12 protein-coding genes are annotated in these 14,902 nt (G+C 59.8%); 3 read left to right on the top strand and 9 right to left on the bottom strand.

The genetic code is table 11. The features are described from left to right. Positions 1-85 precede the first annotated feature (85 nt). On the top strand, positions 86-310 hold the full coding sequence (locus ABTV29_RS14435; protein ID WP_433771297.1) for a YgdI/YgdR family lipoprotein: 225 nt from the start codon (positions 86-88) through the stop codon (positions 308-310). Positions 311-418: 108 nt separating this feature from the next. Here ABTV29_RS14435 and ABTV29_RS14430 read toward each other — a convergent pair whose 3' ends face one another. From ABTV29_RS14430 to ABTV29_RS14415, 4 genes are read right to left on the bottom strand one after another with little or no spacing between them, the layout of a single operon-like run. Beyond that, on the bottom strand, positions 419-1,516 hold the full coding sequence (locus ABTV29_RS14430) for a polyamine ABC transporter substrate-binding protein (RefSeq protein WP_433771295.1): 1,098 nt from the start codon (positions 1,514-1,516) through the stop codon (positions 419-421). 54 nt (positions 1,517-1,570) lie between these two features. Beyond that, positions 1,571-1,912 carry a cupin domain-containing protein gene (locus ABTV29_RS14425; RefSeq protein ID WP_433771293.1) on the bottom strand — a complete coding sequence of 114 codons (342 nt, stop codon included), beginning with the start codon at positions 1,910-1,912 and terminating at the stop codon, positions 1,571-1,573. 26 nt (positions 1,913-1,938) lie between these two features. Next, positions 1,939-3,345 carry an NAD(P)/FAD-dependent oxidoreductase gene (locus ABTV29_RS14420; RefSeq protein WP_433771291.1) on the bottom strand — a complete coding sequence of 469 codons (1,407 nt, stop codon included), beginning with the start codon at positions 3,343-3,345 and terminating at the stop codon, positions 1,939-1,941. Between the two features lie 50 nt (positions 3,346-3,395). Continuing rightward, positions 3,396-4,211, bottom strand: coding sequence for a helix-turn-helix domain-containing protein (locus tag ABTV29_RS14415; protein WP_433771290.1), 816 nt, complete (start codon positions 4,209-4,211; stop codon positions 3,396-3,398). Positions 4,212-4,474: 263 nt separating this feature from the next. Here ABTV29_RS14415 and ABTV29_RS14410 point away from each other — a divergent pair, with 263 nt between their 5' ends. Further along, positions 4,475-4,747 carry a DUF1652 domain-containing protein gene (locus ABTV29_RS14410; RefSeq protein ID WP_110967842.1) on the top strand — a complete coding sequence of 91 codons (273 nt, stop codon included), beginning with the start codon at positions 4,475-4,477 and terminating at the stop codon, positions 4,745-4,747. A gap of 166 nt (positions 4,748-4,913) precedes the next feature. Here ABTV29_RS14410 and ABTV29_RS14405 read toward each other — a convergent pair whose 3' ends face one another. Then, positions 4,914-7,334 carry a UvrD-helicase domain-containing protein gene (locus tag ABTV29_RS14405; protein ID WP_433771879.1) on the bottom strand — a complete coding sequence of 807 codons (2,421 nt, stop codon included), beginning with the start codon at positions 7,332-7,334 and terminating at the stop codon, positions 4,914-4,916. Positions 7,335-7,674: 340 nt separating this feature from the next. Between ABTV29_RS14405 and ABTV29_RS14400 the strand changes: the two genes are divergently transcribed. After that, complete coding sequence (locus ABTV29_RS14400) at positions 7,675-8,370, top strand: pirin family protein (protein ID WP_433771288.1); 696 nt, start codon at positions 7,675-7,677, stop codon at positions 8,368-8,370. Positions 8,371-8,533: 163 nt separating this feature from the next. On the opposite strand, the gene pgm is transcribed toward ABTV29_RS14400, so the two are convergent. The 4 genes from pgm to ABTV29_RS14380 all read right to left on the bottom strand — a co-directional run bounded on the left by pgm (position 8,534) and on the right by ABTV29_RS14380 (position 14,834). Continuing rightward, positions 8,534-10,180, bottom strand: a complete 1,647-nt coding sequence (pgm, locus tag ABTV29_RS14395; protein ID WP_433771286.1) for a phosphoglucomutase (alpha-D-glucose-1,6-bisphosphate-dependent) — start codon at positions 10,178-10,180, stop codon at positions 8,534-8,536. 125 nt (positions 10,181-10,305) lie between these two features. Then, a complete protein-coding gene (locus ABTV29_RS14390; protein WP_433771284.1) occupies positions 10,306-11,706 on the bottom strand; it encodes a PLP-dependent aminotransferase family protein in 1,401 nt (466 codons plus the stop codon). A 67-nt stretch (positions 11,707-11,773) separates the two neighbouring features. After that, complete coding sequence (locus ABTV29_RS14385) at positions 11,774-13,249, bottom strand: hypothetical protein (protein WP_433771282.1); 1,476 nt, start codon at positions 13,247-13,249, stop codon at positions 11,774-11,776. Positions 13,250-13,811: 562 nt separating this feature from the next. Continuing rightward, on the bottom strand, positions 13,812-14,834 hold the full coding sequence (locus tag ABTV29_RS14380) for a zinc-dependent alcohol dehydrogenase family protein (RefSeq protein ID WP_433771281.1): 1,023 nt from the start codon (positions 14,832-14,834) through the stop codon (positions 13,812-13,814). Between the last annotated feature and the right edge of the window lie 68 nt (positions 14,835-14,902).

Genomic DNA, 14,902 nt, shown 5'->3' with positions numbered 1-14,902 from the left:
TTCATCGCAGCTTCATGACACCAACGGCGTCTGGTGCTGTCGAATGCAACAGTCGCAGCGTATTTGAAGGATGTAAGAGGTGGTTATGAACATCAAGAAGCTTGGTTTCCCCTTGGCAGCAGCAGCGTTCATGATGCTGACCGGCTGCTCGACGCCAACGGTGGTGACCTTGCAGAACGGCACTCAGTACTTGACCAAGGACATGCCGAAAACCAAGACCAAGGACGGGTTCTTCGAATTCGAGGATATTTCCGGGGCGAAGGTCAAAGTCAGGGCCGATGAAGTGAGCACGATTCGGCGGGAAGACTGAAACTCCGCGTTATCGTTCATCGCGAGCAGGCTCGCTCCTACAGGGTTTAGTGCAATTCCTGTGGGAGCGAGCCTGCTCGCGAAGAGGCCCTTACAGGCACCGTAGATTTCAACTACCGGTGCGAATCTTGTTCCACACCCGCGTGCGAATCCGGTCGATATTCAGCGGCATCGCTTCCAGTGCGAACAATTTCCCCATCATTTCCGGGCTCGGGTAGACCTTGGTGTCATTCTTGATGGCCGGGTCGATCAGGCCGTCGGCCTGTTCATTGCCGTTGGCGTAGTGCACGTAGTTACTGATGCCCGCCATGACGTCCGGACGCAGCAGGTAGTTCATGAAGGCGTACCCGGCCTTTTCGTCCGGAGCGTCGACGGGCATGGCGACCATGTCGAACCAGATCGCGGCGCCTTCCCGGGGAATTGAATACCCGATATCGACCCCATTCTTCGCCTCTTTGGCGCGGTTTTCCGCTTGCAGGATGTCACCGGAGAAACCGACGGCCACGCAGATATCGCCGTTGGCCAGGTCGCTGGTGTACTTGGATGAGTGGAAATAGCTTACGTAAGGCCGGACTTTCAGCAGCAAGGCTTCGGCCTTCTTGTAGTCCTCCGGATTCTTGCTGTGATGGGGCAAGCCAAGGTAGTTCAGGGCAGCCGGCAGCAGTTCCGGGCCGTTGTCGAGAATCGCCACGCCGCACTTCTGCAGCTTTTCCATGTTTTCCGGCTTGAAGATCAGGTCCCAGGAGTCCACCGGCGCGTTGTCGCCCAGCACCGCCTTGACCTTGGCAACGTTGTAGCCGATGCCGGTACTGCCCCACAGATAAGGAAAACCGTGTTCGTTGCCCGGATCGTTGCCCTGCAAGGCCTTGAGCAGTACCGGGTTGAGGTTCTTCCAGTTCGGCAGCTGGCTCTTGTCCAGTGTCTTCAACGCCTTGCCTTCGATTTGCCGGGCCATGAAGTGGTTGGACGGGAACACCACGTCGTAACCGGATTTGCCGGTCATCAACTTGCCATCGAGGGTTTCATTGCTGTCGTAGACGTCGTAGGTGAAGCCGATGCCGGTTTCCTTCTGGAAGTCTTTGGTGGTGTCCGGGGCGATGTAATCCGACCAGTTATAGATCTTGACGGTTTCGGCCGCCTGGCTGATGGAAGCGGCGAGCATCAGCGGGGCCAACGTCAGTGTAAGTGTGAGCGTCTTTCGCAGCATGAATCGATTCCTGTATGGGTTGTTTTTGTTGGCAGGCAATCAAGGGGTCAGCTTTTACAGAATCAACACGTAGGTCTTGCGCACGGTTTCCTGGATGTCCCAGATGCCGAGGCTGTTGGCAGGCAACATCAGGGCGTCGCCGGCTTCGATATGCAGGGTTTCGCCGCCGTCCGGGGTGAACGTGCAGCGCCCCTGGATGAAGTGACAGAACTCCTGGGCGACGATCTGCCGCCGCCAGCGGCCGGGGGTGCATTCCCATACGCCGGTTTCGACGCCGTCGTCGCGCTCGACGCTGGTGGTCGAAGCCACCGCCACGGGCAAGCCCAGAGGGACGGCGACCGGATTGGACTCGTCCAGCTTCAGGGTTGCGGTGTTCTTGAATTGCGTGATGCTCATGGCAATACCTGTCTGTGAAAAAACGTTTAGTGCATGAAACCTTCCATGAACCCAGCCACCCCGCTGGCGAGTTTGCGTCGCCAGGGAGCGGTAGCCGGGTTGGCCAGGGTCTGGTCTTCGTGGACGAAGCTGCGAATGATCGCGTTGTAGCCGAGCCAGCGGCAGGGCTCGGGTTCCCACGCCTTGAGCACGCCAAGCCCGCCCTGCGGCAGGACCCAGGGCTGGCGCACCAGTTCGGTATCGCGCTCAAGGATCAGGTCGGCAAGGGTTCGCCCGCCCAGGCTGCTGGCGCCGACGCCCTCCCCGCCGTAGCCACCGGACAAGGCAATGCCGCTCGCCCGGTCGCACAGCATGTGCGGCTGAAAACGCCGGGACATGCCCAGGTTGCCGCCCCAGCCATGGGTGATCTGTACGTTCTTGAGTTGCGGGAACAGTTCGCCGAACAGATAGCGGCGCAACTCGATTTCGCTGGTGGTCAGGTCAAAGTCATGACGCAGCCGACCGGCGAACTGATAGCCACCCCGGGCGCCGAAGATCAGGCGGTTATCGGCGGTACGCTGGCCGTAGGTGACCTGGCGACTGCTTTCGCTGAAGGCCTGCCCCTGGCTCAGGCCGATCTCGTCCCAGGTGGCGGCGGACAGCGGCTCGGTGGCGACAATCAGGCTTTGCACCGGCAACTGATACCGCCCCAGCGGCGGCAAGGTCACCGAATAGCCCTCCACCGCCGGCACCACCCAACGGCTGCGCACTGAGGCATGTGCGGTACGCAAATTGCCGGGCTGCCAATGGGTTACCGCACTGTTTTCATAGATTTTCACGCCCATGCGCTCGACCGCACGTGCCAGGCCGCGCACCAGTTTCGCCGGATGCAGGGTCGCTATGTGGGGGGTGTAGATGCCGCCATAGGGCTTGGCGACGCGAATCTGCTGCGCCAACTGCTCGGGGCTGAGCCAGTGGTAATCGCTTTCATTGAGGCCCTGTCGATACAGCTTGGCCAGATACTCACGCAGGCTGGCTTCCTGTTCCGGGTAGCGGGCGGCACAGTAGAGCGCACCACCCTTGCGGTAATCACAGTCGATCCCTTCACGTTCGAGGACAATCGCCACTTCATCAGGGATACCGTGCAGCAGATCGAAGGAGGCGCGGCGCTGCACGGGAGACAGCGCCGCGAGCAGCCGGTCTTCGCCCAGCAGATTGCCCATCAGCCAGCCGCCATTGCGCCCCGAGGCGCCAAAACCGGCGGTTTGCGCCTCGATGATGGCGATGTTCAATTCAGGGGCATGGCGCTTGAGGTAGTACGCAGTCCACAACCCGGTGTACCCGGCGCCGATGATCGCGACGTCGACATCCAGGTCCTGCTCCAGCGCCGGACGCGCCAATAGCGGCTCGTCGAGCTGGTCCATCCATAAACTGATCGTGCGCCACGCTTTCATGCAGGACTCCGCCACTCAAACTTCGATGGCGTCGATCCTAGTGCGTGATCTCAGGGATTGTCTTGCGCGCGTGCACGCAGGGAAATTTGCTTCACGTAAGCCTTGGGCGACTGGCCGGTGTGCTGGCGGAAGCAGCTATAGAAGGCCGACAGCGAGTTGAAGCCGGCGGCAAACGCCAGCTCATCGATGCGCAGCGGTGGCGCGGCCTGGTCCAGCGCCGCGAGCAAGTGTTGCAGACGGGCCTGGTTGACGTAGCGATAGAAGCTCTGGCCGAGCACCTGGTTGAGCAGGTAGGAAATCTGGTTGCGGCTGTACCCGCACTCCTTCGCCACCCGCTGCAAGTCGAGCTCGGGGTCGAGATAGGGTTGCTGGCGCTGGAAGTACTGTTGCAGGTCATCCGCCATGAAACTCAACTGCCGGGGCGACAGCCCCAGGCGGCTCACCGCCGGGCGCTGGGTCGAAGCGTTCTTGCGCGACGGTTGTTCGTGGACCAGGGACGCGTATTCGTTGACCCGCCAGATCAACCCGTCGCGCACCGTAATCGCTTCGCTGGCGCGAAACGACACCAGGCCTTCCCCGCCGCGCAAGGTGATGCGGTACTGGATGAAGGCGGTGTTGCCATCCAGGCGGATGCGGTCCGAGTGTTCCAGCGCTTCATCGGGATCCCGGGGCATGCTGCTGCGCACGTATTCGCGCAATTCGTCCAGGCCCATCACACGGTTCTGGAAAAAGTCGTTGTACTGAATGTCGGGGTGATACAACGCCATGACCCCATCCAGATCCCGGTGCTTCCAGCGCAAGTGATAGCGCATGACCGTTTCGCCCGTGGCCTGGGTTTGCAGCGGGCCATCATCCTCGGCGTACATAAAGGTCTCGACGAAAAAAAGCCGAGCTTGCCCAACTTCCGCGCCTGCTTCAATCGCCAGACCGAGGCCCGCTGTTTTTAGAAACCGTTTGCGCGGAGCGGTCCGATTAAAAAATGCGAAGCAATCGCCAAACGGCCTGAAAAAAACACATTATTTTCACGTGCCGATGCTACTTTTAAAGTCTGTCACTGGTTGAGCCAATGAAGGCTCTTCCCTCCTAACCTGAGCTAATGGAAGCGCTCGATGAAGAAGGCGGGCAACATATGAATAAAGGGTTCAGCAAGGTTACTTTTCCAAATGCCTGCCAGCTGATGCGCTGGCATTTTCATCCCATGGGTTTCGAGGCGAGCATGGATGCGCCGGGCAGCATGATTGCCCGCCTGTTTGATCGTGCCAGTGGCGAGACCATGATCGCCATTGCCGGTATCCCTTGCGCGACGGTCATGAATGCCGCGGATGTCGAACGAATAATCGAAGCGGTGGAGGATGAACTTGAAGCGTTCGTTCCACCGGTGGCCTTAAGGAGCTATGCCTGAAGGTCGCACTAATCAAAAGCCCACATCATGTGGGCTTTTTGTTGTGCGACACAAAAACCTGTGGGAGCGAGCTTGCTCGCGATGAGGCATGAACATTCAACGAAGATGTTGAATGTAAGTCCGCTATCGCGAGCAAGCTCGCTCCCACAGGTTCAATCAAGGTGTATCACGCGGTTGTCTTACCTTGTCGATGATCGACAAAGAACGCCTTGCCCTTGCCAATCCGGTCCGACGCCTTGGGCATGTTCGCAGCCTGGGTATCCTGCCCGTCGACATACCAGTAGCAATGACTCACCGCACGGGTGATCCCCACATACGCCAGGCGCAGGATTTCATCTTTCTGCGCGTTGTCGTACGCCTCGGTGTCACCGGCCTTGCCCAGGCCCGCCATGCGATACACCTGATTCTTGTAGGGCGAACTGGTCAGGTGCTGACAATCGCCCAGCAGGAACACCGCGTCAGCCTGAAGGCCCTTGGCGCTGTGATAGGTCAGTTGCTTCAAGCGCCGCGCCTCGTGCGGCAAGCTCGAATCAACATTAACTACAGACTGAATATGCTCTTCAATCAATGACTTATCGCTGCTTTTTCGATAAAGCATCAAGATCGAATCACCCTTTCGGTAGTGCTCGATCAACTGCCTGGCCATGCCCTGGTCATCGCGATCAAGCACCTTGACCGGCAGCAGCTCCTTTGGCTCGCCGCTGGCCTTGGCCTTCTTGCCGGCAATCGCCGGTGCCGCGCGAACGATGTGTTCGGCGGCGTCGATGATGTACTGATGGCTGCGGTAGTTGTCGCTGAGCATGACCTTGGTGGTGCTCGGCGAGGAAAACGTCTTGTTGAATTCCATGAAGTAACTCGGCGAACTGCCGCGCCAGCCGTAGATCGACTGCCAGTCGTCCCCGACACAAAGCAGCGACGAACGCTGGGCCCCGCGCCCTACGTGCATGGCCGGCCCGCGACTGCGGATTTCCGCCAGGCTGGCGCGAATCCACGAGACGATCTGCGGCGATACGTCCTGAAATTCGTCGATCATCAGGTGCGATAGCGGTCGAAGCAGCTCATCGCCGAGCAGCTTGAGGTTCTCCGGGGAATGCTCGCTGAACAGGGCGAACATCCGGTTGTAGGTCATGATCGGCGGCTTCTGGTCCAGCAGATGATCTTCCAGGGCACGCCAGTACAGGCTCAGGGCCTCGAAGAAAAACCGGTCCGGATCGTCCTTGGCAAAACTCATCTGGCTGACGGCGTTCGGCACATCCAGCCCCAGGTTCTCGATAAACCCGGCGGCCGCGACAAAACAGTCCAGCATAGGTGCCGAAGCCAGCTCGCCCTTGACCTTGTAATCGAAGCCCGGCCCGGCACTCGCATCACCGGCAAGCGATGACAAAACACGTCGGGACGATTCGTAACTATCTAACCAAATCAATGGCTTACGACAGAAAGCTTGAAACAGGGTGCGCTTTACCGCCCACTCTGCACGCACGCTCAACTTGGCGTTCGGGCGGGAAGCTTGCGGGTTTTCCCGGGGATCGAAGCCCAGCACCACCCAGGCGTCCAAGGATGGAATGTAGCCATGGCTATGGAATTTCGAACCATTGATATCAAAGACCTGACGATTGGGCTCGATGCCTTTGATTGGCCAGGCGCCCGCGCGCAACCACAAGTCCTCGACAAAGTCGCAGAGCTCTTCATCGCGCTTGGCCGCCAGCTCGGTGACAGCCACACGCTTCTGCACATCCGGGTGATCGCGCTCCAGCTCCTTGAGTTGCAGGGCGTGGCGCGACAACGGCTTGATCAGTTCGCGGAACCGTTCGTCGCGGGTATACAAGGTGTGATAACAGGCGTTGAGCTGCTGGCGCTGGGCATCGTTGATGCGCAGGTCGAACGGGTTGCTGTCGACTTCCTCGCCGCCTTGCGATTGCAGGCTCAGGTTTTCAAAGGCCTGCAGGCGCTCGAAGCCCGGCAGGCTGCGGACCATCGGCAGAATCCGCGAATGGAAGGTCCGCACAAGATCCCGCGCTTCGTTGAAGCTCAATGCCCGTCCCCACAGGGCAAACAGCTCGATCAGCTTATTGATGAAGTCCTTGCGCGATTCGCGGGTGAAGGTCACCACGGTCATCGAGCTCAATTCGAACCCCAGATAATGACTCAGCAACACAATGCGCAAGGCCAGCGTCGTCGATTTACCCGCACCCGCACCGGCGATCACCGAGGTCGAGGGGGTGTCGCTGAAGATCATTTTCCACTGCGCGGCGCTGGGTTGCGCGTACGCCGGTAATAGACGGGCGACATCGGCCTTCATGCGTTTTTTCAGTTCGGCGGTCAGCGGCAGGCGCCAGTCATCGAACAGGTGATCATCGATATTGGGCGGCCGATGTTCGGTGCAGCGCGAGTCGCGAATCAGAAGCACCTGCCGGCCTTCCTCCAGCCCCTCGGCCTTGCCTTCCTTATAGCCATATTCCACCCCGGCGGTGTGTCCGCTGCGAAAGCCGTCCGCCTGACCATGCAGCCAGGACGCGCGGTGTTGCGCGCGCAGGCGGGTCAGGCCGTGGCCAAAGAATCGGGCGGCCAGGCGCTTGAGCAGCGGCATCTCGGCCAGGGGACGAAGTTCAGGGGGAAGTTCGGGGGGCAAACCGGTGGTTCGTTGCGACACGCGGACGGACTCCAGGGTGAGAGGCTGTTGCGGGCTATGGTGTCTGCATTTGCCGTTGAGTTCTAGTGAAATGCTTATGACTCATTGGGTTATGCGATGAACTGAAAGCCGGATGAGAATATTTCGAGCTTGTTTTATATCAATCAATTTGATTGTTATGAGGCATTTTTTACGCTTTTTATCGATCCTTGCCTGAAGGATGATGCCCGTCATCAACCAACGGTCTCTTCGTGGCTCTGGCGCTCTGCCCCATGACGAACCTTTTCAGGAGACGATCATGCTGGAACTCAGACCTTTCAACTCGCTCGGTGGTGCAGACCACGGCTGGCTGAATGCCCATCATCACTTTTCGTTCGCCGAGTACTACGACCCCAAGCGCATGAACTGGGGCAACCTGCGGGTCTGGAACGATGACGTGATCGCCCCGGGCACCGGTTTCCCGCAGCACCCGCACCGGGACATGGAAATCATCACCTATGTCCGTGAAGGCGCTATCAGCCACCAGGACAACCTGGGCAACAAGGGTCGCACCGAAGCCGGTGACGTTCAGGTCATGAGCGCCGGTACCGGTATCGCCCACAGCGAGTACAACCTGGAAGCGACGCCGACCAAGATCTTCCAGATCTGGATCATCCCCAACGAATCCGGCCTGGCACCGTCCTGGGGCGCCAAGCCCTTCCCGAAAGACGGGCGCGAAGGTTTCGTGACCCTGGCCAGCGGCAAGGCCGGCGACGACCAGAGCCTGCGCATCCGTGCCGATGCACGGTTGGTGGCGGCGAACCTCAAGGCCGGCGAAAGCGCCGAGTATCGCCTGGACAGCGGCCGTCGTGCCTATCTGGTTCCGGCGACCGGCGTCATAGAAGTCAATGGCTTGCGCGCGCAAGCTCGAGACGGTGTTGCGGTTGCCGAGGAGCAGGTGTTGCGGGTGACGGCGATTGAGGACAGCGAGATCGTGTTGGTGGATCTGGCTTGATTCAGTAAATGCCGGACAAAAAAGGGGCGACCGTGAATGGTCGCCCCTTTTTTTGATTCGAGATTTGCGTCGCTCATAAGACCGTCATCGCGGGCAAGCCTTGCTCCCACAGGGGAATGCGTTCCACTGTGGGAGCAAGGCTTGCCCGCGATGGGGCCATCACTTATTTCGCCGAAATCGCGCCATCCACCAGCGTCTGCGCCTCAGCCACCAGCTGCTTCAAGTGCTCGTCGCTGACAAAGCTTTCCGCGTAGATCTTGTAGATATCCTCGGTGCCGGACGGACGCGCCGCGAACCAGCCGTTTTCGGTCATGACTTTCAGACCGCCAATGGCCTGCTCGTTGCCCGGGGCGTGGCTGAGGATGCTCTGGATCGGTTCGCCCGCCAGTTCGGTCGAAGTGACCTGGTCCGGCGACAATTTGCTCAACAGGGCCTTCTGCTGCGGATTGGCCTTGGCATCGACCCGCACCGAGAACGGCTCGCCCAGTTCGTCGGTCAAGGCACGATACGCCTGGCTTGGGTCGCGACCGGTACGGGCGGTCATCTCGGCGGCCAGCAGTGCCGGGATCAAGCCGTCCTTGTCGGTGCACCAGACGCCGCCATCCTTGCGCAGGAACGAAGCACCGGCGCTTTCTTCGCCGCCAAAGCCCAAGGAGCCGTCAAACAGGCCATCGGCGAACCATTTGAAGCCGACCGGCACCTCGTACAGGCGACGGCCAAGGCGCTTGGCCACGCGGTCGATCAAACCGCTGCTGACCACGGTCTTGCCCACGGCGGCATCGGCGCGCCAGTGCGGACGGTTCTGGAACAGGTAATCGATGGACACCGCCAGGTAGTTGTTCGGCGCCAGCAGTCCACCGGACGGGGTGACGATACCGTGGCGGTCGTGGTCCGGGTCGCAGGCGAACGCCACGTCGAAGCGCTCTTTCAGGCCGATCAGGCCCTGCATGGCGTGGGTGGACGATGGGTCCATGCGGATCTGGCCGTCCCAGTCGACGGTCATGAAGCGGAAAGTCGAATCCACCTCTTTGTTCACCACGTCCAGGTCCAGGCGGTAATGCTCGGCAATCGCCGACCAGTAGCGCACCCCTGCTCCGCCCAGCGGATCGACACCCAGACGCAGCTTGGCGTCACGGATGGCGTCGAAATCGATGACGTTGATCAGGTCGGCAACGTAGGTGTTCACATAGTCGTGACGATGGGTGGTGCTGGCCTTCAGGGCCTGTTCGTAGCTGATGCGCTTGACGCCGGCCAGCTTGTTGCCCAGCAGCTCGTTGGCCTTGGCTTCGATCCATTTGGTGATGTGGGTATCGGCCGGACCACCGTTGGTAGGGTTGTATTTGTAGCCACCGCTTTGCGGCGGGTTGTGCGACGGCGTGATGACAATGCCGTCCGCCAGGCCAGTGGTGCGGCCGCGGTTGTAGCAGAGGATCGCGTGGGAAACCGCCGGGGTCGGGGTGTATTCGTCGCCTTCGGCAATCATCACCGTCACGCCATTGGCAGCCAGCACTTCCAGTGCACTCGCGCCGGCCGGGGTGGACAGTGCGTGGGTGTCGATGCCGACAAACAGCGGTCCATCGATGCCCTGGGCCTCGCGATACAGGCAGATCGCCTGACTGATCGCCAGCACGTGCCACTCGTTGAAACTCAGGTCGAAGGAGCTGCCTCGGTGCCCGGACGTACCGAACGCCACGCGTTGGGTCGAGATGGCGGCATCAGGCTGGCCGGTGTAATACGCCGTAACCAGTCGCGGGATGTCGACCAACAATTCTGCCGGTGCCGGTTTACCCGCAAAAGGACTGAGTGTCATGCAAAACCTCTGGAATAGAGTGGTTCAGGAGTTGGAACGCAGTTTACTGGCAGTTTGACCATCGCGCGACGTTATAGATCCCGGCATTGCGCCGGCGCACTGTTATAAATCTGCAGTAAACCCGTTCAGTCGATCGATTCCCTGCGCAAAGCGTCGCCCAACAGGCCCAGCGCGGTCGCAAGGTCATGGTCGGTGCCGAAATTATGGCTCAGGCGCAAATGCTGGGTATGCAGGCCCTGGAGACTGAACAGCTCACCCGGCGCGATCACCACCTGCTCGTTGAGCAGACGCTGAAACACCTGGCGCACATCGACCCGCCGCAACGAATGCAGCCAGATTGTTGCGCCCCCTTGCGGCTCGACGAACTGCAAGGCCTCGCCCATTCGCTCATGCAACATATGGGTCATGCGGACCTTGCTTTCCTTGAGCCTGCGCCGCAGCAATTGCAAGTGCTGATCGATACGGCCATTGCTATACAGACGGGCGATGGCTTTCTGGCGAATCGAAGACAGGCGAAATGCCCGCAGCAGGAAATGCCGCTGCCATTCGCTGCCCAGATGGCGGGAAAGCAAATATCCATAGGGCGCTTCCGGCCCGATGATTTTTTCGAACGTGGAAAAAATCATCAGCCTTTGCGGGGCCAGCAAGTCGCGAAATCGCAGGCCCGGCGCCTCGAACCCGAGCTCTCCGTAACAGTCGTTTTCCAGCACCCAGCACTCATGTCGGTCCAGCAATTGCGCGACGGCCTGGCGGTCATCATCCGGCGCCTGGCTGCCACGGGGCATATTCAAGCCCGAGGACACCATGACCAGGCGCACCGGCTCGGTTTCCAGCAGGTGCTTGAGTCGATCGTGATGCAGCCGGCCATTGGCTTGCAGGGGCCATTCGATCACCCGCACGCCCGCGCCCTGCAAGAGCCGCAGAATCGTCCAGTCGCAAGGGGATTCGACCACCACCGCGGCGTCCTTGAGGCACAGCACGGCAATCAGAATCTCCAGCACGCCACGAAGATCAGCGCCTATATAGACATCATCGGCGTGCCAGCAACGTATGGGCGACGTGGTATAGCGCGCCGCCAATGCCATGCGCAGCTCCAGTTCGCCGCAGGGTTGCGAATTCGGTTGTGGCTGGCGTGGGTACTGGCGCAGCAATTCCCTTTCCTGAAGCAGCAGCGGGCTGTCGATCGACTGCACCAGCGCCGGTTCATCGCTGCTCAGGACCAGCATGCCCGGGCGACGAGCATTGACGTAGACGCTTTCCAGCAAATCATTGCCCTGGTAGAGCATGTTGATCGCAGGTGCCGGCAGCGCGTAATAGCCAGACTTGGCCACCGAGTACACCCGCCCTTCTTTCTCCAGCAGCGAATAGGCGTACTGAATGGTCGAGATGGAGACGTTCAAGCGTTCGGACAAGTGGCGCAATGACGGCAGGCGTACGTGCGTGTCGCTGGCGCTTTCACCGATGATACTGGTCAGGTAACGGTAAACCGCCTGGTAGGCGAAATCGGACTCTCGGGCGCCTTTCATGGGATCGGGCCATGGGCGCGACGTCGCGTGTCACGCGACGTCAGGGTTGCTGTCAATCCACGCACGTTCAACGTCCTGCTGACCGTTCGCCCGCCATGGACGCGTCATCGCCGGTTTCCTCGTCGTGCTCACCGCTCGCCGGGTCGTCCGCCCCGTTCTCATATTCGGGCAGTGGCGCCATGTCATAGAGCTTGCCGATGAGACTGACCGACAGCCCGCTGACATCCATCAGCCATTGCATGATCTGATCGACGACCGGGTATCCCTGCATGGCCCGGTGCAATTCCGGCAAGGCCACCAGCATGCCCGGGTGGCACTGGCGCAGGAAATGCTCAAGCTGCGCGGCCTTGTTGCCGAAGGGTGCAAACAGCAGGCACACCAATTGCGCTTCGCTCAGGCCAAGGCTGCGTTGCGCCTCGGCAGTCGCTCGGGCTCGCAATTCCGGCAGGGTCGATGGATCGCCAAATGCCTCCACCGCCTGTTCGCACAGGCGTTCCGGCAATTGCTTGCGACGCATCATGATCAAGGCCCGTTGCAGGTATTGCGCAACGCCCGATTCGTAGGTGGCGTCTTGCACGAAACAGGCTTGCAACCCTCGCAGGTGCGCCGACACCGCCAGGCCCACGTATTCGTTGTCGCTGAGTTGGGCCGACAACTCTTCGGCCTGGAAGCCGAGGAACTCGGTGAGCAACGGCCAACGCTCTTCCCTGTTACTCACCAACATGTCGTGGATGTCGATGAGTGTCGTGCGACGGCAGGTTTCAAATTGATCGACCGGTCGCCACGGCTGTTGGTCTTCTTCGCTGTAGAAGCGCTGGAAGCCCTGGTTACCCAGCTCGTCACGCATGGGGAACAATCCCGCGCTGTCGGGTTCATGGTGATTCGAGACGTGCAGCTCGGCCTTGGTTGCTGCGCGCCGCAAACCCTCGATGAACTGTTTTCGCTGGCGCGATGAGTCGCTGCTGATCAAGGCATCGACGCCATGGTTCCAGCGGGAGATTTGCGCATAGAACTCACCGCTGGCCAGATAGGTGTCGTCCCACAGATCAAGCGGCCCGTCCCAGGTCCGACGATGTCCCAGCATCAACAGATGGGTGCGATTGATGGCGCGCCCGGCCGGGGAAACCGGCGCTTGCGGGTCGAACGCCAGCACTTCCCGATTATCGACCATCAGTACTTCAACCCGAGGATCGTCATAAAGAAACAGGGCGTTGCAGCTGCGATGGATGTTTTCCAGGGCAATCGGATTGCAACCGTTGAGGCGCAGGGTTGCCACCCGCAACCTGAACGTTGCCGGCGCCCGGCTGGCAATCGTCAGTTGCGCGGCCCGCAGCAAGGCCAGGGTGTAGCAGCTGTCACGGGACCCGGACTGGATCGCCAATACCTTGAACTCACCGATCCGCTCCATGCCACCGGCGGCAACCCCCAGGCGCTGAATCAGCAATTGCAGTGCAGTGCGCTCGGCGCGAGAAAAAAAACTCAACAGTCGTTGCAGCACTTGTTGATAGACATAGCTCATGGCCTGGTCATGGATATTGGTCATCGTTATTTACCTGATACTCGTAAGTTCGCTATTGCGCAGTCAACTAAACGCACGGCGCAGGGAATGGCCGGAGAATGAATTGAAGAGTGGCTTTATTACCAAATGCTAACACTTAAGTTTCCAGGCCAACATTGGCGAGGCGACGCACCTTTGAGCACCCTGCGCAGACGCCGGGCGCCTCAAAGCCGCGGGCTTAAAGGAAATTTGTGGTTGCGCGCAACGTCCTAGGAAACTTCTTACAAAGTCCCACAGATGCTGGATACAGGAAATAAAGAAAGAAGTTGCAGCCGATTGTTCTACAACAGCGAAAACGAGCGTTGCTTTCTGAACAGCCAGCCCTATAGCGCATTGAAAAGTATCGCCTTGATACCCACCCATGACTCATTCCTTGAGATGAAAGTAATCATTCAATTATCAGGGCTTAGTTGCTGATTAGAAGCTACAGATCCAGAGCAAAAACCAGTTCAGTTGCTGAACCGTCCCATTGAGCCAGTCAAGGGTGTCTGGTTTTACAAGGCGCAGAAAGCAAAAGAGTCCGTGGGGGCACGGACTCTTCGAGGGATCAGGCCGGTTCGACCTGCAGGGCAACCCTTTCGCGACAAGGGCATTCGCCCATGTAGCGATGCGCTTCGACAAACTCGTTGAACGGGAAGACCCGTGTCTCGAGCGGCAGCAGAACGCGATCGGCGGTCAGCTGGTTGATGTCACGCAAGGCGCGTTGCAGCGCGACCTGGTCCTGGATGATGCCCAGTTCCGGCTTGCCGGTGAAGTTACCGATGCAGTGCACGAAAAACTGAATGTTCTTCTGGAACGCTGCACAGGCCGGGAACGGTGTCTGGTTGCCGCCTTGCAGGCCGTACAGAACCAGGCTGCCACGGGGAGCCAGCACATCGCCAAGCAGCGACATCTGCGGGCCACCCAGGCCATCGAACACCACATTCACGCCACGGTTTTCGGTGATCTTGTTGACCCGCATCAGCAGGTCTTCTTCCTCGGTGACGATGACTTTCTCGGCACCCAGCGCCAGCAGGTATTCACGCTCCTGCGCCGACTTGGTAGCGGCAATCACCCGCACACCCAGCGCCTTGCCCAACTGGACGAACGACGGGCCGGAACAGTGGCTGGCATCGGTGACCAGGGCAAAGTCGCCTGGCTTGACCCGCGCCAGATCGACGTAGGCGAAATAGGCAACCAGCAGCGGCGTGTAATGGACGGCTGCCTGGATCGGGGTGAGCACGTCCGGATAACGGGTCAGGGACGAGCGTGGCAGAACGATCTGCTCGCCGTAGACCGGATAGTCGTTCGGGCTTTCGGCCGGGAAACTGGCAACCTTGTCGCCCACCGCGAGGTCATCGACACCTTCACCGACTGCGGTGACGATGCCGGCCATTTCCTGGCCAAGGCCGGAAGGCAGACGAGCGTGGGACGACGCCAGGTTCTGACGCCAGAGAATGTCGTACCAGCTGATGCCGATGGCTTCGACTCGCACCTGCACTTCGCCGGGTGCAGGCAGAGCCGCCGCATGCTCTTCGCATTTGAGCACCTCGGCTGAACCAAACTTGTGAAAACGGATCGTGCGGGACATCGCGAACCTCGCCAAATAAACCTCTAATGCCCTGAACTCTAGCTGGGCTTTCGACCCAACACTATCAG

This window comes from Pseudomonas putida (genome assembly GCF_050989985.1).
Lineage (GTDB): Bacteria > Pseudomonadota > Gammaproteobacteria > Pseudomonadales > Pseudomonadaceae > Aquipseudomonas > Aquipseudomonas putida_AI.
The sequence above is the reverse complement of the archived record's forward strand: the minus strand, read 5'-3'. Positions and strand labels throughout refer to the sequence as shown.

Coding starts and splice junctions, on each gene's coding strand:
- ABTV29_RS14380 (WP_433771281.1), bottom strand. CDS start 14,834: ATGTCCCGCACGATCCGTTTTCACAAGTTTGGTTCAGCCGAGGTGCTC.
- ABTV29_RS14385 (WP_433771282.1), bottom strand. CDS start 13,249: ATGACCAATATCCATGACCAGGCCATGAGCTATGTCTATCAACAAGTG.
- ABTV29_RS14425 (WP_433771293.1), bottom strand. CDS start 1,912: ATGAGCATCACGCAATTCAAGAACACCGCAACCCTGAAGCTGGACGAG.
- ABTV29_RS14415 (WP_433771290.1), bottom strand. CDS start 4,211: ATGTACGCCGAGGATGATGGCCCGCTGCAAACCCAGGCCACGGGCGAA.
- pgm (WP_433771286.1), bottom strand. CDS start 10,180: ATGACACTCAGTCCTTTTGCGGGTAAACCGGCACCGGCAGAATTGTTG.
- ABTV29_RS14430 (WP_433771295.1), bottom strand. CDS start 1,516: ATGCTGCGAAAGACGCTCACACTTACACTGACGTTGGCCCCGCTGATG.
- ABTV29_RS14410 (WP_110967842.1), top strand. CDS start 4,475: ATGAATAAAGGGTTCAGCAAGGTTACTTTTCCAAATGCCTGCCAGCTG.
- ABTV29_RS14405 (WP_433771879.1), bottom strand. CDS start 7,334: ATGCCGCTGCTCAAGCGCCTGGCCGCCCGATTCTTTGGCCACGGCCTG.
- ABTV29_RS14390 (WP_433771284.1), bottom strand. CDS start 11,706: ATGAAAGGCGCCCGAGAGTCCGATTTCGCCTACCAGGCGGTTTACCGT.
- ABTV29_RS14420 (WP_433771291.1), bottom strand. CDS start 3,345: ATGAAAGCGTGGCGCACGATCAGTTTATGGATGGACCAGCTCGACGAG.
- ABTV29_RS14400 (WP_433771288.1), top strand. CDS start 7,675: ATGCTGGAACTCAGACCTTTCAACTCGCTCGGTGGTGCAGACCACGGC.
- ABTV29_RS14435 (WP_433771297.1), top strand. CDS start 86: ATGAACATCAAGAAGCTTGGTTTCCCCTTGGCAGCAGCAGCGTTCATG.